The sequence below is a fragment of the Alteromonas sp. MB-3u-76 genome (genome assembly GCF_002831605.1).
Classification (GTDB): Bacteria; Pseudomonadota; Gammaproteobacteria; order Enterobacterales; family Alteromonadaceae; genus Alteromonas; species Alteromonas hispanica.
Genome location: NZ_CP025115.1, coordinates 3,765,014 through 3,787,426 on the forward strand (window position 1 = coordinate 3,765,014; position 22,413 = coordinate 3,787,426).

The window sequence follows — 22,413 nt, forward strand, 5'->3', positions numbered from 1 at the left end:
GAACGCTAATTAACTTTATTTACACATTGAGTCGCCATAGTGATTTGTAGCATAGTCACAATTTTATCCTAGAGGATTCTTTCCAGTTCCCCCCTGCCCATTGAGGTTTTTAGACCATGCTCTCTCAAAGAGTAAATGATTTTATCTATCAAAATCAGCAAGTCGCAGCCCGAATTACACTTCATTGCTAAGCTTGAACGCCCAAGTGAAGATTTACTCGAGGCTTTTGAATCTTCACTTCAACGCAAACTTGGTCGCCATAATAATTATCAGCGTAGTTACATTCTTTTTTACTGAACGGGACTTTTTCCGCAACGTTAGTAGGTGACTTTGAAGTAGTAAACTTTGTAAATAATGTGCTCATCGTTTTCTCCTAAAGCTAATTCTTAAGATGTCTAATTCTTAAGATGTCTAATTCTTAAAATGACAGGCACATTATGCTTAATCAATAATAATGATTAAATTGAAAACATTCGATTAGGCCAATAGATTTTAACTCATCATCCAAGGACCCGTTATAGCCAATGTCTTCGACGGAGAATAAAGATTAACAAATAAGGTTCGACCATCGGGAGAGAAACAGGCACCAGCCAGTTCAGTTTGGGCGTGTAATTTTGCAAAATTATACACTTCACCGTTAGGCGTTACGCCGCGTAGATGATTATCAACCACATCAGTATATTGGTCTTCACATACAAGCAAGTGGCCATTGGGGCACACGGTAAGATTATCGCCAAAGTTATACAAATTTTTATCTTTGCTTTCTAAAAACAATTGTAGTCTGTCGTTTTTCCCATCAACAGATGGCATTAAACGCATTACCTGGCCTAACTGCATTTCCCCCCCATTGGTACAACAAAAATACAGCTCATTTTCTCCCCAATGAATACCCTCGCCTCTGGCAAATAACGCGGCGCCCTTTTCAAATGCCTGCATACGGAGATTATCTTTGGGGCTTTCCGGATGTTCTAAATCTACCCACTCAACATTTAACCACTTTCCTAGCGGCATAGTGGTAGCATTCCAATTTCGAGAGTCAAACTGAGGACGCCCAGACACTTTAAGCGCTTGTAATTGACCGCCGGCAGCGAGATTTGAAGGCGAGTTTGGTAAGAAGCGATACAAGACACTGTCGCCTCTATCTTCTGTTAGATAAACTATGCCGGTGCGGGGATCAACACTTGCGGCTTCATGATTAAAACGTCCCATTGCTGTTAACGGCACGGCTTGAACCATAGAGGTTGCCGACGCTGGAACCTCGAAAATATACCCGTGCTCTTTATTTACCAAGCCATTTGGCTTATCAACCGACTCTTCACAAGTAAGCCAAGTGCCCCACGGAGTAACTCCGCCAGAACAGTTGCGCACCGTTCCAGTCAAACTCATAAACTCCCTTTCAACGCGTTGAGTAGACAGATTGTAAATTATTGTTGATGTACCACCTGGCAAGGCTACTCCACTACTATAAGTATCGTATGCGAGAGAGTGAGAATGCTGTTGAATAGATGGAGGCTGTTGCTCGATATGCTTTGGGTGTAACTCGTGATTGCGGATGAGCGCTAGTCTATTATCGTCAAGAGCTAAACACCCCATACCGTCTGCTCTGTCTGGCACATGCAAACCGTCAGACATTGCATTCCCGAATTCAGAGATAACGCGATAAGAAAACCCTCTAGGTAAATCCAATAAGCCATTGCTGTCTGAAAGCAAATTTCCATAGCCTTTTGATATCGACATTACCCCTTCTGTTGCCTGACCCAATTGGTTTTTGCCGAAGCCACTTGACGCCAACCCTCCAAACGCTAAAGAACCCAAAATAAACTGTCGCCGTGAAATCATAGTAAGGACCTATTAAACAAATATGCTGAGGAGGGCGTCAATTGACATCAATTAATAGTAAAACTGTCATTTGTTATATTATAACAACTAAAAGAAATTTTACCTTTCTGCCTTAGCAATAATTGGTCATTGCGCAACAGAATCACTTATACATGAACTGGTGTTCAAGTTACCGAGCTATAATGTCAAACTTGGGCTATGTAATTCAGACAGGCATTTTTGATTGTCGAATTCAGACAGGAAACCACTATCGTGACAGGCACGAAAATAGCCTGACAGGCATAACAATCACAGGCGCTATCACCCTAGCTCACTGTTATGCCAGTGCTGTACAAATTGGGGTTTTGAGAAATAGTAGCCCTGAAAACGATTACAGCCCTTACTCGTGAGGTAGTCAACCTGCTCTTGCGTTTCTACTCCCTCTGCGATTGATGTGACATTAAGCGCTCTTGCCATTTCAATAATGGCATCAACAATAGGCGCTCCCTTTTTAGCGCTGTTATTATCAATATCGTCGATGAATATTTTATCAATCTTAAGTTCACTAATGGGCAACTCTTTTAAGTAAGCTAAGCTAGAATATCCGGTGCCAAAGTCGTCAATAGAAAAGCGAAAACCATAATTGGCCAATTCGTTCATTGTGTTTTTTACTGTCTCGATATCTACCACTAGCGCGGTTTCAGTTAACTCTAAAATTAGCATTTGGCTTGGAATACCGTAATAGTTGATCCTTGCAATCAAAGAAGAGGCGAAATCGGGCAGTACAATTTGTTTTGCGCTGATATTGATAGCAACGCACAAGTCCAGCCCTCGAGCGATAAACTGTTTGAGGGTGTTTAGTGTTTCATCGATGACCCAATTACCGATATCGCAAATAACATGGCTTTCTTCGGCAATGGAAATAAAGTCTGCGGGACTGACGACTCCAAGTTCTGAAGAATGCCAGCGAACTAGGGCTTCGAACGACGTAGTTTCACCACTATGATTTACCTGTGGTTGCAATGCCAACAATAGCTCGTCCTTAGCCACAGCTTGCCGCAGATGAAGCTTTATAGCCAAATAGCGATCTAACTCCTCCATACCATCTTCTGAAATATGACAAAGGCCGAAGGGGGCTGATTTTTTAGCCCGCTTCACCGCATTTTCAAGTACATTGATCATGCGTTCATAGTTTTGCTTACTGGCTTCAAATATCGCGCTGCCAAGAGAAGCACTCATCGAGACGTTCACGCCGCTAATGTCTACATCATAGTGCCGAGGGTTAATTAACGCATTTTCTATCATGCTGGCATTGAAATGATGAATGTCCGCTTTTTTATAGGTTTTCTTTGATAAGACGATAAAGCTGTCGCCTGCGAATTTATAAATGTGGTAGTCGTGGCCGATAATAAACAGTAACTTTTCAGCAATAGCACGTAGTGCGTTATTAGCATTGTTATAGCCTAAACGCGTATTTATCTGCGCCATATTGTCCATATCAAGCAAAAGAATATGCATATACTCATGATGAATGGCCGCACGCAAAATCAAATCTTTGCATTCTTTTTGAAACCACTGACTGTTGCGCAAGTGTGTAACGCTATCGGTATAAGCAAGGTTATAAATTGTATCTTGGGCTGCTATTCGCTCACTGATATCACGCACTACGCCAATGTAAATCTTTTCGCCTAAATCGGTGCTTTCAGAAAGCGATAACTCCATCTGAAATACTGAGCCATCTTTGCGCTTTGCAGGCAGCTGCCTGCCCGTACCTATAATTTTGGCATTCCCTGTACGCTCATAATTTGCCATGTAACGAGAGTGGTTTGATGCATATGGCTCGGGCATAAGTACTTCTACAGACTCCCCGACAAGCTCGTTTTTTGCGTAGCCAAACATGGAAAGCGTGATGTCGTTACATTGTTTTATAATGCCTTTTGAAGAAATACTTACTACCGCATCGTTAATGTTGTCGAGAATATTTTGAATTCGTCCAGCCCGCTCCTCGCTCAAGATCATTGTTTTCTTATAATCGGTGATATCTTCGAAGGCTCCGAAATAGCGCCTCACATTCCCTTCTTCGTCAAGCTCGTGTTTACCCGATGTTCGGACCCACTTTTTGACATTGCTGGCCGAAAGTATTTGAACTTCAATATCGTACGAGGTGTTGTGCTTTATCAACTCGGCAAAGGTGTGCTCAACTAACTCTATTGATTCTTGGCTATAAAACGACAAAGCATCATTTACACTCACTGGCTTTTTATATGAAATATCGTGAATTGCATAGGTTTCCTTGGACCAAAATAGCTTATCTTCAGCAGGGTAATATTCCCACGCTCCGGTTTTCGAGAGACTACTTACTTCATCTAATAAAGATAAGTTATTTATAGTACGGAATTCTTGATAGTACTTTTGTAAGCGCGTGGCAATGAGCTTTGCATTCGCACTGAAGCCTGGTTTGTGCTCTTCAATGTTAGGTCTTGGGGACGTAAAAATCGCAGCTAAAATACCTACGTTGCGCCCCTCTTCATTAAAAAGTCCTGCGCCGAGATAAGCCTCTGCCGCTATTTTTTGAAGCGACTTATCGCAGGGATAGTGACTGCGTACAGAGTCGGAAAATGCACACACACCGCGTTGTAAAACCTCTTCGCAAGGAGAGCCCTGCAATGCATAATCAGATAAATCACTAACCAGCGTTTGCTGTTGAATTCCAACTAACACAGAAACACTATTTTCGTTTCGGACACCAAGCAACAAAAAGTCAGCTTTTAGCGATGCATTATATTCAAGCAATTCATCGACAAATACTTGCTTATTGGCCCTAACTAGCCGGCTAAACTCGGCTTCCTCAAATACAGCATTGTGGGTAAACATAACGTCCTTTTGCGCCCAGCCGTCGACTCGATGATATCTTTAACCAGGCAGAAGATTCTTTCATTTGTACCTACAGTAGAAAAATGAAGGCTTTTTTTCAATAATAAAGAGAATAGTAGAGTGTGTAACATAGTCAATCTAAAAGAGCATTAAAACGCCAGAAAAAGCTTTTATAAACAATACCTAAGCAAACACTAATATACCTTTGAGGAGATAGATGAATGTCATCTACCGCCAAAAGTTCGTACTCTTCTTCTTATTGAGACAGGCAATTTTACTTGCCCTGTTGAGACAGACACTTGTACTTTTTGTACTTGTCATCGAATTAGTCACTTGGGTAGACAGTCCTCCGACTATCTATTGAGACAGGCATGTTTGCAATGCTCGATCATTTCTGTCACTACCAAGACAGGCATGGCTAGACCGCTATCAAGACAGTCACGACTGAGCCGCTATTAGCCTGAGCCACCAAAAAAACTGTACCTCAATACACTTTCTTTAGATGGTGTAGCACTCCAAACTGGTATCAGCACAATTAAACGTCAGAATAGCTCGATGCCTAAAGCCCGAAAGTCTCAAATTAGCTTATCAGATACACCGTATTATCACTGCGTATCTCGTTGTGTTCGCCGCGCATTCTTATGTGGAACAGAGCACGGAAAAAGCTTCGAACACCGCCGCAAGTGGGTTGAAGACCGCATTCATGTGTTAAGTGATGTATTTGCGATAGAAGTTTGTGCTTACGCGGTAATGAGCAACCATACCCATATCGTTCTGCATGTGAATAAAGAGAAAGCGATAGCGCTCTCGACAGAAGAGGTTATTGAGCGCTGGCATTCATTGTACAGAGGAACCTTGTTAACGCAGCAATACGCCTCGCCCATGACACGAAAAGCGCTGAGTGAGGCGCAGATAGATACCGTGGAAAATACCGCAGGCGTGTGGCGAGCACGACTTTATGATATCAGTTGGTTTATGCGCGCACTCAATGAATACATTGCTCGCGCGGCTAATAAAGAAGATGAATGTACAGGACACTTTTGGGAGGGAAGATTTAAATCCCAGGCGCTACTGGATGAGTCTGCACTAGCTGCCTGTATGGCTTACGTCGATTTAAACCCGGTGCGCGCTAATGTGGCGAAAACGCCTGAAACCTCTGACCATACCAGCATTCAATACCGAATTCGTGCTGCAAGGGTGGGTAAAACACCGAAACGACTCATGCCTTTTGCTGGCAACTCACAGCGAGATAGGCCCCATGGCTTACCTTTCACTCTTAGCGATTACCTTCAGCTTGTGGATACAACAAGTCGGTGTATTCTTCCAACTAAACACGGCAAAGTAGAAAGCAATATGCCACACATTCTAGTGCGTCTTGGCATCGACGATGAAAAATGGCTGACGTTAACTACCCAGTTTGAACACTGTTTCAAGCACGCTGCGGGGAAAGTTGTTCACCTCGAGCAGTACGCCCACAACCAACATCAACAGCGAGTTCATGGACGAAAAAGCGCTATGCGCTTACTTGGATAAACCTATCGTTACTTCTTAAGAGTGCTTGCTCACTGAGAGCTTTGAACAGCTATATAGCCCCTATACAGTCCCCCGAGTGCCACTACCAGCTATTTTAAGCTGTCACATATTCAATGTAGCTTCAGATCCGCCAAAAAACCTTCGTTCACAAACTTACAAAGCGTAGATGTAGTCAGTGCCTATGAGTTCCTACTGAAACCCTAATGTGACTGTCTTACTAGTGGCCGCGGGATCCTAATATGACTGTCTTATTAGTGACCGGAGCTTTTAGGAAAAGCTTAAGAGATACAAAGAGCTGCTTCCCCTTTTAGAGCTATTGAGGGGTACATAAGTAGTATTAACATGCCTGTCTCAATAGTAGATTTTTTACAGGCATATCGAGTAGGGTGAGGCTTGCGCCTCATCCCTCTCACAGAACCGTACGTACGGGCCTCGTATACGGCTCCTGCATACTTCATATCACTTGCTAAGTGACACAATGCTAATTTGCAATCTAGTATCGTGCGCCCTATGGACATCGTTCATTTTCTAACATTGTGGTAACTTTCATTGCAGGGTTTGGCGTTCTAGCACTGAGGCAATCTACCAAATTTGACTACAATTACTTCCCATATACGGCCTGTCTCACCAGACATCACTATTCCTAGCGCACCGATTCGACTTGTCCCGCTGATCTGGCGGCTTGTGTATCAATGATAAAAAAACTCACAACTCATCAGAGTCTTAAAGTCTGCTTCCCCCCTTCGCAATCCATTTAAGCTTTTGGCTAAAATAGATCCTATCAAACACAATGCTGATAGTCGGCTTGGTTTTACCCTCCACACCATTACTGGCTTTCATCGGCCTAGCCTTACTCACTACTACGGGTTCATCTGCCACCTCACACTCGCAACATTCTTGGATCACTCCTTGAACGATACGTCCAACCATTTGATTGGATCTAATGCCAGGCTTCCCCAGTTACTGCACTGGCTCCCTGTTAGAAATTCCACCCTCAAACACAAAACAGGACTGACTGAGTATCGGGCTTCGCGCTATTTTGCACGCTTACCCTCCTGTCTTGCCGAATCAGGTTCACTTGCGTTGTGTACCTCTAACTTCCTATGGCTTCCTTCAGACCCTGCCGTTGGCCAACAACGCCCTTGCCATTCGGATTATCTTCCCCTCAGTCAGGGTGATTCAGGTTTCTTTCAACCTGACGGGTTTGCCAGCTTCGCTGGGCAAACAAAAAAAGCGCACCTAAGTGCGCTTTCTTGTGCAGTGTTTGCAAAGTCTAGATTAGTCTAGGATCTTCGCTACAACACCAGCACCTACTGTACGACCACCTTCACGGATTGCGAAACGTAGACCTTCGTCCATCGCAATCGGAGCAATTAGCTCTACTTTGAATTTAAGGTTGTCACCAGGCATTACCATTTCTACGCCTTCTGGAAGCTCTACAGCACCAGTTACGTCAGTTGTACGGAAGTAGAACTGTGGACGATAGCCTTTGAAGAATGGAGTATGACGGCCACCTTCGTCTTTAGACAATACGTATACTTCTGCTTCGAACTTAGTGTGTGGGTTGATTGAACCAGGCTTCGCTAGTACTTGTCCACGCTCTACGTCATCACGCTTAGTACCACGTAGTAGTACACCAACGTTCTCACCAGCACGACCTTCGTCTAGAAGCTTACGGAACATTTCAACACCAGTACAAGTCGTCTTAGTTGTATCTTTGATACCAACGATTTCTACTTCTTCACCTACTTTAACGATACCTTGCTCAACACGGCCTGTTACAACAGTACCACGACCTGAGATTGAGAATACGTCTTCGATTGGAAGAATGAACGGCTTATCGATTGCACGCTCTGGCTCTGGGATGTATGAATCAAGAGCTTCACCTAGTTCGATGATTTTCTTTTCCCATTCTGCGTCGCCTTCAAGCGCTTTTAGTGCAGAACCTTGGATAACTGGAAGGTCATCGCCTGGGAATTCATATTCGCTAAGAAGTTCACGAACTTCCATTTCTACTAGCTCAAGAAGCTCTTCGTCATCAACCATGTCACATTTGTTCATGAACACGATGATGTGAGGAATACCAACCTGACGACCAAGTAGGATGTGCTCACGAGTTTGAGGCATAGGGCCATCTGTCGCAGCAACTACTAGGATTGCACCGTCCATCTGAGCAGCACCAGTGATCATGTTTTTAACGTAATCAGCGTGTCCTGGGCAGTCAACGTGCGCGTAGTGACGTGATGGAGTATCGTATTCTACGTGTGACGTAGAGATAGTGATACCACGTGCTTTTTCTTCAGGCGCGTTATCGATTTGATCGAATGCTTGAGCTGAACCACCGTATGTCTTTGAAAGAACAGTAGTGATAGCTGCAGTTAGCGTGGTTTTACCGTGGTCAACGTGGCCGATTGTACCCACGTTTACATGGGGTTTCGTACGTTCAAACTTTTCTTTTGCCATTTCTATTATCCCAGCAAAGTTACATTAAAAAAATTTTGAATTTTTACAACATGAGCTGGGGAGAAAACTGGTGCTGATAGGCAGATTTGAACTGCCGACCTCACCCTTACCAAGGGTGCGCTCTACCAACTGAGCTATATCAGCACTGATTTGGAGCGGGCAGTGGGAATCGAACCCACATCATCAGCTTGGAAGGCTGAGGTAATAGCCATTATACGATGCCCGCAAATCTTAATTCTCTGGCCACCTCATAAAGAAAGTGGTGGAGGGGGCAGGATTCGAACCTGCGAAGGCTGAGCCGGCAGATTTACAGTCTGCTCCCGTTGACCGCTTGGGTACCCCTCCAGAATTGATGGTGCCGACTGCCGGAATCGAACTGGCGACCTACTGATTACAAGTCAGTTGCTCTACCAACTGAGCTAAGTCGGCACTACATCAAGTGGGTGCGCATTCTAGAGTAATGAATTACTCAGTGCAAGTGTCTTTTTGAAAAATTTTCATTTTTCTTTTCTGACCGATTTCTCAATCTATCAGAAGGTTACGCTAGAAAATCACTAAGTTCTTTTCTGGCATATCGGGCAAGACCTTGCACCACCAAATGAGCGGGACGAATGTTAACAGCGGATTCTAAGAATGCAAACACTTTTTTGTCTCCCCCCCCTAAAATAATGTCAAATTCGGTTTGTTTGCTTGATATGTAATCAACGGCGCTCAAATAAACACCATAAACCGCTGCATGACACCCCGTTGCTACGCATTCTTCGGTGTCCGTCCCTACCCCAAAGCTGGTTGGAATTTCATCATTAGCGAATACTTTTTTTGTTGAAGCTACTAAAGCATCTCTCATAACGTTAAAGCCAGGCACTATCCAACCGCCTAAATGTTGACCATCAACAACAAAATCAACGGTAATTGCTGTGCCCACATCCATAACAAAAAATGCTTTTTTTGTTTTTTCGGCTGCACAAATCATGGCAAGCCATCTATCCACGCCCATTTTTTGTACATTGGCGTAACTATTTTTTATTCCGAAGGCTTCTTTTTCTGTCTGCTTTTCTACAAATGCAATATTTCTCGCTGCACACATGGTTGATATTTCATCAACCATGTCCTGATTTCTCACTGATGCGATATAAAGATGAGTAATATTTTTTTGAACATCGACAAAAGAAAATAAACTTTCTAGAGAATCACTAGCTTTTGGCTCTTCATGCACGTTACTCAGTAACGCATATTTTATAAGCGTGTTTCCTACATCAACCAATAACACCGATGCTTCAGTTACCACGAAGACTTACCTCACCGCCGTGAAAGCGCGTTATTCCATCTTGTGTTTCAACCAACAGCGCACCACTAGCGTCTACGCCTCTGTCGATACCAGAAAAACGTTTTTCTCCCATTTGCAGCACAATTCGTCTGTCGCCGTACAAGTCTAACGCCTCCCAATGAGGTACAAATGGACCAAAGCCTTGTTGAGTAAATTTAGGTAGATACGACCACAGAGACTTAATAATCTGCGCCGCTAATTCATTTCTATCAGGTACCTTTCCTAAAAAAGATGCTAAATCGCTGTGCGGCTGCCCCACGTCATACTGATTGTCTGGTACACAAACGTTAAGACCGATACCAATAACACAATGTGCTGTCGCCCCTATCTGCCCTTCTACTTCAATGAGTACACCCGCCAGTTTTTTGCCCTGAAGGTAGATATCGTTCGGCCACTTTAATTCGGCATCATTCACACCGAATTCTTTAAGCGCATCGCATACTGCTAATCCCACTAATAAAGACAGGCCAGCCATACTTTGATAACCGTCGGGAAACGACCAATACATAGAAAACGTTAAGCTTCCGCCTACCGGTGCCAACCAGGCTCTGCCGTGTCTTCCTCTGCCGGCAGTTTGAATTTCTGCAAAAATAGCGTCGCCGTCTGCAAGTTCTTCGCGATTATTGGCAATACGCTTCTTCATCTCGGTGTTGGTAGAGGGAAGGACAGACTCCACGTCTATCATTGCTCGCTTTGTATTGCCTAAGTATTTCTTTATGCTATCAGCGCTTAACATCTCAAAGCCTCGATCAAGACGGTATCCCTTACCTTTTACTTTAAATACATCTAACCCCCAATCGGATAACTGGGAAATATGGCCCGCCACGGCGGTTCGAGACAGCCCCACCTGTTGAGCAATAGTTTCACCTGAGTGAAAGTGGCCGTCAGACAATAAGGCTAAAATATGTTTTCTTATTACTTTAGATGCCTGTCTCATATTTGAACAATCCTTTATAACTCTCGCATGATTGCAGCGTCGTTACTTTTACTGTGCTTTTATGGTCCTGCGCTGAGGTCCTGCGCTGAGGTCCTGCGCTGACAGTCACTATCACATTACTTCTTAAATAAATGACTAGTAGGTAACAGCATTTAGCATTAAACGACGTTTGCTATAAAAAGCCAATACACTATGTTAGTTCGACAATGTCTCTAACCCACGTTTTCCGATAAGCCTTACCTCTGGCTCAAGATCAATATCGAAGGTTTTTCTAACACTATGAATAATTTCGGTAGCCATATAACGCACGTCATCACCAGAAGCATTGCCTAAATTTGTCAGCACCAAAGGCTGTGTGGGGTGACATCGAACATCATTGTAAGACTTTCCTTTAAAGCCAATACAATCTATCAGCCAAGCTGCAGGCACTTTTGTTTCATTTTCGCTTACCGAATACCCAGGAATGTCACTGTACGTCGCTTTGAGCTTGGCAAATTGCGTGTTACTCACAACTGGATTTTTAAAAAAACTTCCTGCATTGCCCAGTACCTCTGGGTCGGGCAATTTATTTTTTCTTACCTCGATGACTTTGTTATATATATCAAGTGCAGTTGGCGATGTTAGCAATGCTAGTTCGCCATAAGAAGTCTCTAATTGATAATCTTTGGGTAGCGCAAAATTCACCTGCGCAATAAGTGCCTTGCCGGCCAAATCATGCTTAAATATGCTGTCTCTATAGCCAAATTGGCAGTCGGAAGGTGTTAACCGTACCTGTTCTGCTGTGTCAATCATAGTCACAATAACAGACTCGATAAATCGGTTTATTTCTACCCCATATGCCCCTATATTTTGTATAGGGGCTGCCCCCACAGAGCCTGGAATTAAAGCCAAATTTTCGAAGCCATACCAACCATTCTGCATGCACAACTCAACCAGCGCTTGCCAGTTCTCACCAGCGCCTGCGCTTATGTAGTGATGCGAGTCGGTATCGAAATGACTAATGCCTTTAATATTATTGACAAGTAAAGCACCGTCAAAATCATCGAGAAAAATAGAGTTGCTTCCCCCGCCTACAATATAGCTAACAGGGAATTTTCGATAAGCGTCGATAAATTCATTTGCTGATGAGAAACTGACTACTGTGTTGCAGGATGTAGAAAGACCGAAGGTACTGTAGGGCTTGAGAGATGGCATACCGTATTTACATTGCGCTCTAGGATGAGCGTTATGGTAGGTTAATGGTCATATAAATAAAAGGGTAATAAGGCCGAAATACGCCTTATTAAATATAAATCAGCCAACGATAACACCGCTGGCTTCCTGCAAACGACTCTGAGGACGCATGGAATTGAATCGTATTCAGTGCATTACTTCGCTTTATAGCCAATTCTAAAGCCGCCCCAATGTTTGCCATTTACATAAATAGGCGCAGATAAGTCGTGCATTATCTCCCCCGTGTCCCTTTTATAAGTTTGCAGGAGGAAAGACTCAGTATTGCTTCCGCACCTACTGCCAGTTTTATCGCTAAAGATCCTTTTCGTTCTATTATTGGCCAAATCGGTATCGTAATTACCAGTGAGCGGCTGACTGAACTTAATGTTATGTGTTGGGAAGTAACCGTTCACGTCTACAGCCCCGGCATAGATGATAAAGTCATTATTATCTAATATTGGCTCTTGAATCTCGGGTAGTACTTTGTCTGTGAAGCTATCAAACGCTGTAGTGTGTTTCTCAGGGTTTGTATTGGGCACAGGGGTGTAGGTGAAATCGAACAGCTCTCTCTCGCTAATTGTTCCATCGCTAATCGCTTTTTCAAAGCGCCTGCCTATTTGCTTTGAAGTATTAATAGCGATATCCCGAACTCGGCTATTCTCATCATCAATATCAAGCGACTCTAACAACCTAAAAATGTCTTCGGCCTGAGTACTTAACGCCAAGGCCTGCTCGGAAACCTCGGATAAATCATGTTCCAGGCTACTCGTAGCGTTCTGTAATGATTCAATAGAAACACCAATACCGCCACTATCCTGAGCAAGATTCGACACATTTTCTTGCATCGACAGCATTGCTGTTCTTGCCTCAGAAGAAAGCAAACTTGATTCTGCAATTAATGTTTCACTTTCAACGAGTAGTTCGCTCATGCTTTCGCCCGACTCTGATACCTTACTCATGGTCTCAACAGCTTGCTTACTACTCTGGTTCACGTCTTGTAAAACATGCTCTATACCAGATGTTGCCTCTGTCGTCTTCTTCGCCAACTCTCGCACTTCATCAGCAACTACCGCAAAACCTCGCCCTTGATCACCAGCCCTAGCGGCCTCTATAGCGGCATTAAGTGCAAGCATATTAGTTTGGTCAGCTAATTGATTAATAGTGTTAGTAATATTGCTGATGCCCTCTGCTCTACTTTTTAACTCAACGAGCGTTTGAGACGAAATAGTAATCTGTTCACGAAGTAACTCTTGATGTTCTAATGCTTTCTTAAGTCTTCTACTTCCACGCTGAGTCTTCTCGTCAGAAAGGGAAACCGCGTCACCTGCTTGGCTGGTAAGCTCTTTAAGTGAAGCACTTCCAGACTCTAAGTTCTGAAGTCTTCCACTCATTTCACTTATACTGCTTACCTGATCGCGAAACGCTGATGATAACTTATCGAGAAAGAATGAGACTGACGCGCCGCCTATAGCAATTTTGCTTGACGAGGCACTTATTTTGTTACCGTTTGGTGCGTTTCTATCAAGATACCCAGAGCCAGCTGGATGCGCTTCATTCGAGGACTCGGATTTTGAGTCGAGATTAGACAGAAAATAACTTGCCACCAAGGTAGCTAAGAAAGCAATAACGACAGTTATATAGATTGAATTTGTAATGAAAAAACTCGCAACAACAGCTACCGCCGACACTAACGCTGGAACAACAATTAACATACCCAATCACTATTTTGCCTGACAATATAATCAAAATAGAAGAAAACTCGGAAAAAAACTATACGAAGATAGTCTTAGAGATAAATGGGGTCAGATCCACATTGGCTTACTTGGCTGCTGGGATTAATACTCAAATGTGGTAATAGCACCACTTTCTGTCAAAAAAAGTATCGCTAGGCTGTGAAGGAGTGCTTAATGTGGATCTGACCCCGTTTATGACTTTTGGGATTCTAGAAAGCAAAAAACCCGCCGTTAGGCGGGTTTTTCTTAATGGGACCTGGCAGTGTCCTACTCTCACATGGGGAGACCCCACACTACCATCGGCGCTAATACGTTTCACTTCTGAGTTCGGAATGGAGTCAGGTGGTACCGTATCGCTATGGCTGCCAGGAAAAAACTTTTATAACAATTTAGGAAAGTTTGATATTAATTCAATCAGTGAGTAATTTACTTTTTACTCTATCTTGCTTTTAGCTTGTCTTTGCTTACAACGCCAACTTCTCATCGAAGCCTTTTAGGCGTTGTATGGTTAAGCCTCTCGGGCAATTAGTACAGGTTAGCTTAACGCCTTACAACGCTTCCACACCCTGCCTATCAACGTCATCGTCTATAACAACCCTTCCAGACCTTAAAGGTCAGGGATGACTCATCTTTGGGCCGGCTTCCCGCTTAGATGCTTTCAGCGGTTATCCGTTCCGAACGTAGCTACCGGGCAATGCCATTGGCATGACAACCCGAACACCAGCGGTTCGTCCACTCCGGTCCTCTCGTACTAGGAGCAGCTCCCATCAATCATCCAACGCCCACACCAGATAGGGACCGAACTGTCTCACGACGTTCTAAACCCAGCTCGCGTACCACTTTAAATGGCGAACAGCCATACCCTTGGGACCGACTTCAGCCCCAGGATGTGATGAGCCGACATCGAGGTGCCAAACACCGCCGTCGATATGAACTCTTGGGCGGTATCAGCCTGTTATCCCCGGAGTACCTTTTATCCGTTGAGCGATGGCCCTTCCATACAGAACCACCGGATCACTATGACCTACTTTCGTACCTGCTCGACGTGTCTGTCTCGCAGTTAAGCTAGCTTATGCCATTGCACTAACCTCACGATGTCCGACCGTGATTAGCTAACCTTCGTGCTCCTCCGTTACTATTTGGGAGGAGACCGCCCCAGTCAAACTACCCACCAGACACTGTCCACAATCCCGATAAGGGACCAATGTTAGAACATCAAACATACAAGGGTGGTATTTCAAGGACGGCTCCACACAATCTAGCGACTGTGCTTCGAAGCCTCCCACCTATCCTACACATGTAGGTTCAATGTTCAGTGCCAAGCTGTAGTAAAGGTTCACGGGGTCTTTCCGTCTAGGTGCGGGTACACAGCATCTTCACTGCGATTTCAATTTCACTGAGTCTCGGGTGGAGACAGCGTGGCCATGGTTACACCATTCGTGCAGGTCGGAACTTACCCGACAAGGAATTTCGCTACCTTAGGACCGTTATAGTTACGGCCGCCGTTTACCGGGGCTTCGATCAAGAGCTTCGCTTACGCTAACCCCATCAATTAACCTTCCGGCACCGGGCAGGTGTCACACCCTATACGTCCTCTTACGAGTTTGCAGAGTGCTGTGTTTTTAATAAACAGTCCCAGCCACCTGGTCACTGCGGCCTCCATTTGCTTACCACGCGAAGTGTTCACAAACAGAGGCGTACCTTCTCCCGAAGTTACGGTACAATTTTGCCGAGTTCCTTCACCCGAGTTCTCTCAAGCGCCTTAGTATTCTCTACCTGACCACCTGTGTCGGTTTGGGGTACGGTTCATATAATCATAAGTTTAGAAGCTTTTCCTGGAAGCAGGGCATCAACAACTTCACTCCCTTGGGAGCTCGTCTCGTGTCTCGGCCTTTCTCTTTTAAAGAGCGTATCCGGATTTACCTAAATACGCAGCCTACTCACTTTCACTTGGACAACCAACGCCAAGCTTGCCTAGCCTTCTCCGTCCCTCCATCACTGATTATACAAGTACGGAAATATTAATCCGTTTCCCATCGACTACGCATTTCTGCCTCGCCTTAGGGGCCGACTTACCCTGCCCTGATTAGCATGGGACAGGAAACCTTGGTCTTCCGGCGTGGGAGTTTTTCACTCCCATTATCGTTACTCATGTCAGCATTCGCACTTGTGATATGTCCAGCAAGCTTTACAACTCACCTTCATCCACTTACACAACGCTCCCCTACCCAGCACAGTAAACTGTGCTGCCGCAGCTTCGGTATATTGCTTAGCCCCGTTACATCTTCCGCGCAGGCCGACTCGACTAGTGAGCTATTACGCTTTCTTTAAAGGGTGGCTGCTTCTAAGCCAACCTCCTAGCTGTCTATGCCTTCCCACATCGTTTCCCACTTAGCAATATTTTGGGACCTTAGCTGGCGGTCTGGGTTGTTTCCCTCTCCACGACGGACGTTAGCACCCGCCGTGTGTCTCCCGGATAGTTCTCATTGGTATTCGGAGTTTGCAAAGGGTTGGTAAGTCGGGATGACCCCCTAGCCTTAACAGTGCTCTACCCCCAATGGAATTCGTCCGAGGCTCTACCTAAATAGATTTCGGGGAGAACCAGCTATCTCCCGGTTTGATTGGCCTTTCACCCCCAGCCACAAGTCATCCGCTGACTTTTCAACGTCAGTCGGTTCGGTCCTCCAGTTGATGTTACTCAACCTTCAACCTGCCCATGGCTAGATCACCGGGTTTCGGGTCTATACCTAGCAACTCAACGCGCAGTTAACACTCGCTTTCGCTACGGCTCCGCTATTCGCTTAACCTTGCTACTAAATATAAGTCGCTGACCCATTATACAAAAGGTACGCAGTCACCCCGAAGGGCTCCCACTGCTTGTACGTATACGGTTTCAGGTTCTATTTCACTCCCCTCACAGGGGTTCTTTTCGCCTTTCCCTCACGGTACTGGTTCACTATCGGTCAGTTAGGAGTATTTAGCCTTGGAGGATGGTCCCCCCATATTCAGTCAAGATAACACGTGTCCCGACCTACTCGATTTCACTGTAAAGCACGCTACGTGTACGGGGCTATCACCCTGTATCGCTCCTCTTCCCAAAGGATTCCACTACACACTAAACAGCTTAAGGGCTGCTCCCCGTTCGCTCGCCGCTACTAGGGGAATCTCAATTGATTTCTTTTCCTAAGGGTACTTAGATGTTTCAGTTCCCCTCGTTCGCCTCGTTACACTATGTATTCATGTAACGATACCTGTAAACAGGTGGGTTTCCCCATTCGGACATCTGTGGCTCAAATGCATTTTGTCGGCTCACCACAGCTTTTCGCAGACTTACACGTCCTTCATCGCCTCTAACTGCCAAGGCATCCACCGTATACGCTTCGTCACTTAACCATACAACCCTAAAAAGCCTTGAGTATCGGCCTCATGTCCGCCTTTTGAAATCGGACAAGGGTAATGTTGTATGCATGACAAGCTAATCGGAAGAATTGCCTTGCTATCAATAAATTGATAACAAGCAATTCAAGTCAAGTAGAGTAAAAAGTGCGTCTTTCGACTTCTCAATTACTCTTCTGATTGATTACTATTAATATCAGCTTTCCAAATTGTTAAAGAACATATCGTGGTAAAAAAACCACTTTTAAATACACTTAATAAATGCACTTAGAAGTGGTGGAGCTAAGCAGGATCGAACTGCTGACCTCCTGAATGCAAATCAGGCGCTCTCCCAGCTGAGCTATAGCCCCATATAAAATCTTTCGCATGGAATAAAATGAATTCGAAAGAAGTTGGTAGGCTTGGGCAGACTTGAACTGCCGACCTCACCCTTATCAGGGGTGCGCTCTAACCAGCTGAGCTACAAGCCTAACTTGCGCAATACTCTGTATAGAGTGAGTACTACCGTGGTGTTCTCTAATATTTCAGACAAAACAATCTGTGTAGGCACTGCATCAAGGCGTCTTTCGACGTTTTTGGTAAGGAGGTGATCCAACCCCAGGTTCCCCTAGGGTTACCTTGTTACGACTTCACCCCAGTCATGAAACACAAAGTGGTAATCGTTCTCCCGAAGGTTAAACTAACTACTTCTTTTGCATCCCACTCCCATGGTGTGACGGGCGGTGTGTACAAGGCCCGGGAACGTATTCACCGCAATATTCTGACTTGCGATTACTAGCGATTCCGACTTCATGGAGTCGAGTTGCAGACTCCAATCCGGACTACGACATTCTTTAAGGGGTCCGCTCCACATCACTGTCTCGCTTCCCTCTGTAAATGCCATTGTAGCACGTGTGTAGCCCTACACGTAAGGGCCATGATGACTTGACGTCGTCCCCACCTTCCTCCGGTTTGTCACCGGCAGTCTCCTTAGAGTGCCCAACTAAATGCTGGCAACTAAGGACAAGGGTTGCGCTCGTTGCGGGACTTAACCCAACATCTCACGACACGAGCTGACGACAGCCATGCAGCACCTGTGTCAGAGTTCCCGAAGGCACCAATCCATCTCTGGAAAGTTCTCTGCATGTCAAGTGTAGGTAAGGTTCTTCGCGTTGCATCGAATTAAACCACATGCTCCACCGCTTGTGCGGGCCCCCGTCAATTCATTTGAGTTTTAACCTTGCGGCCGTACTCCCCAGGCGGTCTACTTATCGCGTTAGCTTCGCTACTCACGACTTAAAGTCACAAACAGCTAGTAGACAGCGTTTACGGTGTGGACTACCAGGGTATCTAATCCTGTTCGCTACCCACACTTTCGCACATGAGCGTCAGTCTTTGGCCAGGGAGTCGCCTTCGCCACTGATGTTCCTCCAGATATCTACGCATTTCACCGCTACACCTGGAATTCCACTCCCCTCTCCAAGACTCTAGTCTGCCAGTTCTAAATGACCGTCCCAGGTTGAGCCCGGGGCTTTCACATCTAGCTTAACAAACCGCCTGCGTGCGCTTTACGCCCAGTAATTCCGATTAACGCTCGCACCCTCCGTATTACCGCGGCTGCTGGCACGGAGTTAGCCGGTGCTTCTTCTGTTGCTAACGTCACGGTGAGCAGGTATTAACTACTCACTTTTCCTCACAACTGAAAGTGCTTTACAACCCGAAGGCCTTCTTCACACACGCGGCATGGCTGCATCAGGGTTTCCCCCATTGTGCAATATTCCCCACTGCTGCCTCCCGTAGGAGTCTGGGCCGTGTCTCAGTCCCAGTGTGGCTGATCTTCCTCTCAGAACAGCTAGAGATCGTCGCCTTGGTGAGCCTTTACCTCACCAACTAGCTAATCTCACTTGGGCCTCTCTCTGCGCCGGAGCCTAAGCCCCGTTTGGTCCGTAGACGTTATGCGGTATTAGCAGTCGTTTCCAACTGTTATCCCCCTCGCAAAGGCAAGTTCCCAAGCATTACTCACCCGTCCGCCACTCGTCAGCGATGTGCAAGCACATCCTGCTACCGTTCGACTTGCATGTGTTAGGCCTGCCGCCAGCGTTCAATCTGAGCCATGATCAAACTCTTCAATTAAATATATCGAATTATGAATCGTCGTATAGACACTCTTAACGAGTGCCCACACAGATTGTCTTGTCTAAATTGTTAAAGAACATAGCGACTTCGTCGCTATCTCACCGTAAGCCGTTGCTTCTTGGTGACTCACCCTGTTCGAGTGAGGTGCGCATTATACGCTGGAAGTTTTTACTGTCAACACCTTTTGAAAATTTATTTTCTTAAAGCTAACTTCGAAACTCCCGTCTTTACTGCCTTACAAAGGTAGTAGAGACTAACTTCGCGGTGTCTGCCGTTTGGCTTTTCCCCCGAAGCGGATGCGCATTTTAGGGATCTGAGCGCCCACGTCAACAAGTATTTTAATAATTATCTGACAAAGTGAACCAACCGCCTAATTTTTAGTCAGATGTGATATTAAGTAGACAATGTGGACTAATTACTAATAGGATGAATGTTAAGATCCTATATGGTAGTAGCCACTAAGTGGTTAACGTATGTTGCCGATAACAACATTATTGTTGTTATTATTGTTGGTCATTGGGCAGATTTTTGTGCAGCAACACAAAGAAGTCGAACACTCAGCATCGTTATAACGCTACACAATAATTATAAAAGGTGGATTTATGTCAAGAACGGTAATTATTCTATCGGCATCACTGTTATCAGCAAGCCTACTTAGCCTTAATGATGTTGAAGCGTCCGTTGCGCAAAAGGCAGTAGAAACTGTTTCGGCAGAAATAGAGACTAAAGCGGGCGCGCAAAACGAAGTTGTTCCAGAAGAGGAAGCTAGCAAAGCTACGCGTTTTCAAAAGGCGTTTTTGAAACGCCAGGTTGACGAAGCGATGTCTGTTGGCCGTGCGATCCGTTCAATTTCAAGCCACTATCCTCAAGACGTAGTATCTGTAGTGGATATTGCACTAGACACCTACCCTGAAAAATACCGCGAAATTATCTTTGCCGCTATCTCAGCACAGCCATCATCCACAGAAGAGATTGTTAAATTGGCGATTGAGAAAGAGGTAAGCAGCTGCCCTAACATTGTTAAGTTAGCTATTACCGCAGAACCCACGTATGTGGATTTTGTAGTACACGCTGCTGCAATGGCAACGCCAGAGGAACTCGATGAAATAGTACGGGTAGCAGTGCTAACCCAACCAGATTCTGCCGATAGTATTGTACAAACACTATCTCAAGAGCACCCAAACAAAATTGTTGAAATAATGACAAGTGCACTCAATGCTGTAGCATTCGTTGGCGAATATGTAGTAGACGCGTTATTAGCGGTGTTCCCCAATAAAGCAGAAAAAGTAGTAGAAACTGCAGTTCGCGAGTCTTCGCAGCAACGTGAGCACGTTATGCGTATTTTAAATACAGCGAACAATTCTGGTGTCTCGAAAATAAAGCTTAAAGAGTATGCCCAATCTGCGGGATTAAGCGAGAGTGACTTCGCGAGTGCGGTTAAGTAGTAAGATGATTAACTGATTAGATGATGGTGTGGACTAACTCAATTAGTGAGAGAAGTTAGTGCTCAAGAAAACCGAAAAGCCTAGTAGAAGATTTTTACTAGGCTTTTTTAGTTGTAGGTCGTAAGGTATTACTTCAACATCAATCATCGCATGTCATAAAGCATAGCGGCTTCTTTATAAAGCATTAACTCTGCCTTCAATAAATCTACCTTTGCTTTAATCTCTTTAATTTGAGCTTTTATTTCATTTTGTACCCGCGCATTCAATACAAACATGTCGCTGTCTCCGGCATCAAACCGGGTCCTCTCTACCTGTGATAAACGTCTAGCAAGCGATGCGTTTTGACTTTGCAGCTCTGCAATGTCTTTCGCCTGTGTCCAAAATACATAGGCTTGCTCAAAGCGTTGGGTTATCGACTGCTGTATTGAAGTAAACTTGTGTCCCAGCTCTCTTTGTTTTGATAGCAATTGAGAACGTTCTGCCTTCGCCTTTCTGTTACCCAATGGGTAGGAAAAAGAAAGGCCAAGTTTCGTTTCTGTTCCCTCTAGCGTTTCTGAACCTGCCCCCACATCACGAGCAATAGACGCCTGCAAATCTAGCTTTGGTAGTAACGCATTATTTGCCAATGCAGTTTTATTTTGTACCACCCGCTGCTCTAACTGTAATACGTCGAGCTCGGGGTGTTGCTTTAATGCCTTTCGCAATGCAATAAGCTGTGCGTCGCCTACCCAAAACGGCCATTCAATGTTATTCGGAGGAGTATCAGCATTGAACGATAGCATGTCGCCTTGCGGTGAGCGCCAATAAAAAGACAGCATTTGTGCGTGAGAATCTCGCTTTTGAGTGAGCTCAGCGAGCAGTAATCGCTGCTGCATCAGATTTGCCTGAAACTCTACCAATACAATATCTGCTAAGTCGCCCTTTTCCACCCGCGTACTTAATGCTTTTTCTCGCTCTTGCGCTGTTTCCAATAAGTTTTGTACCGCTTTTATTTGCAGCGCACTTTCATACCACGATATGTATTCGTTCACGCCTTTATAAATAAAACTGTTGATCATACTCGTAGCTTGAGCTTCCCACTGGGCAGTGGCTAACCCCGCGTTGCGAAGCTCTGTTCTGCGCTTATCTATTTCGCGGTTTTGCAACAACGACATGGCAACGCCAATACTAGCTTCGCCGGCAGACAATGTATCGTAATCACCTTCATAGGCCGGAAAGTCGCCACCGGCAATACGGTATTCTGTAAACACATTGGCGTTATAATCTTCAACCGGATTGGTAAAGCGCTGCGTTAAATTTGTGCCGTCGTAATAACCGCTTACTCTGCTTTTGGTTTTTTGCTCAATGAAGGGATCGAAGTTGCTGCGCGCAATCTCTAGCTCTGCCGCAGCCTGATAATTCCCTTCATTAATAGCAAGTACATAAGGATGATAGCGGGTCATGCTTTCAATGAAGTCATTGATGCTGGGCGCGGGCACTTTACTCGAGCTATTCTCCATTGCATTTGCGCATGTACTAGCTATACCGCTAAACATGAATGCGTAAACGGCAGCTTTAACC

The 22,413-nt window shown here is 45.0% G+C and carries 13 protein-coding genes, 6 tRNA genes and 3 rRNA genes; 3 read left to right on the forward strand and 19 right to left on the reverse strand.

Annotated features, from left to right (window positions below; translation table 11 throughout):
- Window positions 1-187: 187 nt before the first annotated feature.
- The 3 genes from CW735_RS19635 to CW735_RS16710 all read right to left on the reverse strand — a co-directional run bounded on the left by CW735_RS19635 (window position 188) and on the right by CW735_RS16710 (window position 4,692).
- The gene (locus tag CW735_RS19635) at window positions 188-364 is read right to left on the reverse strand and encodes a hypothetical protein (RefSeq protein WP_156844084.1); all 177 of its coding nucleotides are present in this window, start codon (window positions 362-364) and stop codon (window positions 188-190) included.
- Between the two features lie 128 nt (window positions 365-492).
- A complete protein-coding gene (locus tag CW735_RS16705) occupies window positions 493-1,839 on the reverse strand; it encodes an alkaline phosphatase PhoX (protein ID WP_071980673.1) in 1,347 nt (448 codons plus the stop codon).
- 300 nt (window positions 1,840-2,139) lie between these two features.
- The gene (locus CW735_RS16710; RefSeq protein WP_071980674.1) at window positions 2,140-4,692 is read right to left on the reverse strand and encodes a sensor domain-containing protein; all 2,553 of its coding nucleotides are present in this window, start codon (window positions 4,690-4,692) and stop codon (window positions 2,140-2,142) included.
- Window positions 4,693-5,247: 555 nt separating this feature from the next.
- On the opposite strand from CW735_RS16710, the gene CW735_RS16715 reads away from it, so the two are divergent.
- Window positions 5,248-6,225, forward strand: a complete 978-nt coding sequence (locus CW735_RS16715; protein WP_100972973.1) for a transposase — start codon at window positions 5,248-5,250, stop codon at window positions 6,223-6,225.
- A 723-nt stretch (window positions 6,226-6,948) separates the two neighbouring features.
- Here CW735_RS16715 and CW735_RS16720 read toward each other — a convergent pair.
- The gene (locus CW735_RS16720) at window positions 6,949-7,155 is read right to left on the reverse strand and encodes a hypothetical protein (protein WP_015068459.1); all 207 of its coding nucleotides are present in this window, start codon (window positions 7,153-7,155) and stop codon (window positions 6,949-6,951) included.
- On the opposite strand from CW735_RS16720, the gene CW735_RS19640 reads away from it, so the two are divergent.
- Complete coding sequence (locus CW735_RS19640) at window positions 7,156-7,512, forward strand: hypothetical protein (RefSeq protein ID WP_157812717.1); 357 nt, start codon at window positions 7,156-7,158, stop codon at window positions 7,510-7,512.
- Here CW735_RS19640 and tuf read toward each other — a convergent pair.
- The 14 genes from tuf to CW735_RS16795 all read right to left on the reverse strand — a co-directional run bounded on the left by tuf (window position 7,504) and on the right by CW735_RS16795 (window position 19,405).
- A complete protein-coding gene (gene tuf / locus CW735_RS16730) occupies window positions 7,504-8,688 on the reverse strand; it encodes an elongation factor Tu (RefSeq protein ID WP_083595409.1) in 1,185 nt (394 codons plus the stop codon). The two genes, CW735_RS19640 and tuf, sit on opposite strands and share 9 nt — an antisense overlap.
- A gap of 68 nt (window positions 8,689-8,756) precedes the next feature.
- Window positions 8,757-8,832: transfer RNA gene (locus CW735_RS16735), tRNA-Thr, on the reverse strand.
- Between the two features lie 7 nt (window positions 8,833-8,839).
- Window positions 8,840-8,914: transfer RNA gene (locus CW735_RS16740), tRNA-Gly, on the reverse strand.
- 34 nt (window positions 8,915-8,948) lie between these two features.
- A tRNA-Tyr gene (locus CW735_RS16745) sits at window positions 8,949-9,033 on the reverse strand.
- An 8-nt stretch (window positions 9,034-9,041) separates the two neighbouring features.
- A tRNA-Thr gene (locus CW735_RS16750) sits at window positions 9,042-9,117 on the reverse strand.
- A 109-nt stretch (window positions 9,118-9,226) separates the two neighbouring features.
- The gene (locus tag CW735_RS16755; protein WP_232230512.1) at window positions 9,227-9,958 is read right to left on the reverse strand and encodes a type III pantothenate kinase; all 732 of its coding nucleotides are present in this window, start codon (window positions 9,956-9,958) and stop codon (window positions 9,227-9,229) included.
- Window positions 9,959-9,965: 7 nt separating this feature from the next.
- A complete protein-coding gene (birA, locus tag CW735_RS16760; RefSeq protein ID WP_071980697.1) occupies window positions 9,966-10,952 on the reverse strand; it encodes a bifunctional biotin--[acetyl-CoA-carboxylase] ligase/biotin operon repressor BirA in 987 nt (328 codons plus the stop codon).
- Window positions 10,953-11,147: 195 nt separating this feature from the next.
- On the reverse strand, window positions 11,148-12,146 hold the full coding sequence (gene murB / locus CW735_RS16765; protein WP_071980698.1) for a UDP-N-acetylmuramate dehydrogenase: 999 nt from the start codon (window positions 12,144-12,146) through the stop codon (window positions 11,148-11,150).
- Window positions 12,147-12,319: 173 nt separating this feature from the next.
- On the reverse strand, window positions 12,320-13,876 hold the full coding sequence (locus CW735_RS16770) for a methyl-accepting chemotaxis protein (protein WP_100972974.1): 1,557 nt from the start codon (window positions 13,874-13,876) through the stop codon (window positions 12,320-12,322).
- Window positions 13,877-14,151: 275 nt separating this feature from the next.
- Window positions 14,152-14,267 (reverse strand): 5S ribosomal RNA (rrf, locus tag CW735_RS16775).
- Between the two features lie 134 nt (window positions 14,268-14,401).
- A 23S ribosomal RNA gene (locus CW735_RS16780) occupies window positions 14,402-17,290 on the reverse strand.
- Window positions 17,291-17,567: 277 nt separating this feature from the next.
- A tRNA-Ala gene (locus tag CW735_RS16785) sits at window positions 17,568-17,643 on the reverse strand.
- A gap of 43 nt (window positions 17,644-17,686) precedes the next feature.
- A tRNA-Ile gene (locus CW735_RS16790) sits at window positions 17,687-17,763 on the reverse strand.
- 109 nt (window positions 17,764-17,872) lie between these two features.
- Window positions 17,873-19,405, reverse strand: a 16S ribosomal RNA gene (locus tag CW735_RS16795).
- The 16S, 23S and 5S rRNA genes sit together here with 2 tRNA genes alongside, the layout of an rRNA operon.
- Before the next feature lie 605 nt (window positions 19,406-20,010).
- On the opposite strand from CW735_RS16795, the gene CW735_RS16800 reads away from it, so the two are divergent.
- Entirely contained in the window at window positions 20,011-20,853 is an 843-nt protein-coding gene (locus tag CW735_RS16800; protein ID WP_100972975.1) for a hypothetical protein, read from the forward strand.
- A gap of 143 nt (window positions 20,854-20,996) precedes the next feature.
- Here the strand turns inward: CW735_RS16800 and CW735_RS16805 are convergent, their stop codons facing one another.
- Window positions 20,997-22,352 (reverse strand): TolC family protein, encoded by a 1,356-nt coding sequence (locus CW735_RS16805; protein ID WP_442857513.1) that lies wholly within the window; start codon window positions 22,350-22,352, stop codon window positions 20,997-20,999.
- Window positions 22,353-22,413 lie beyond the last annotated feature (61 nt).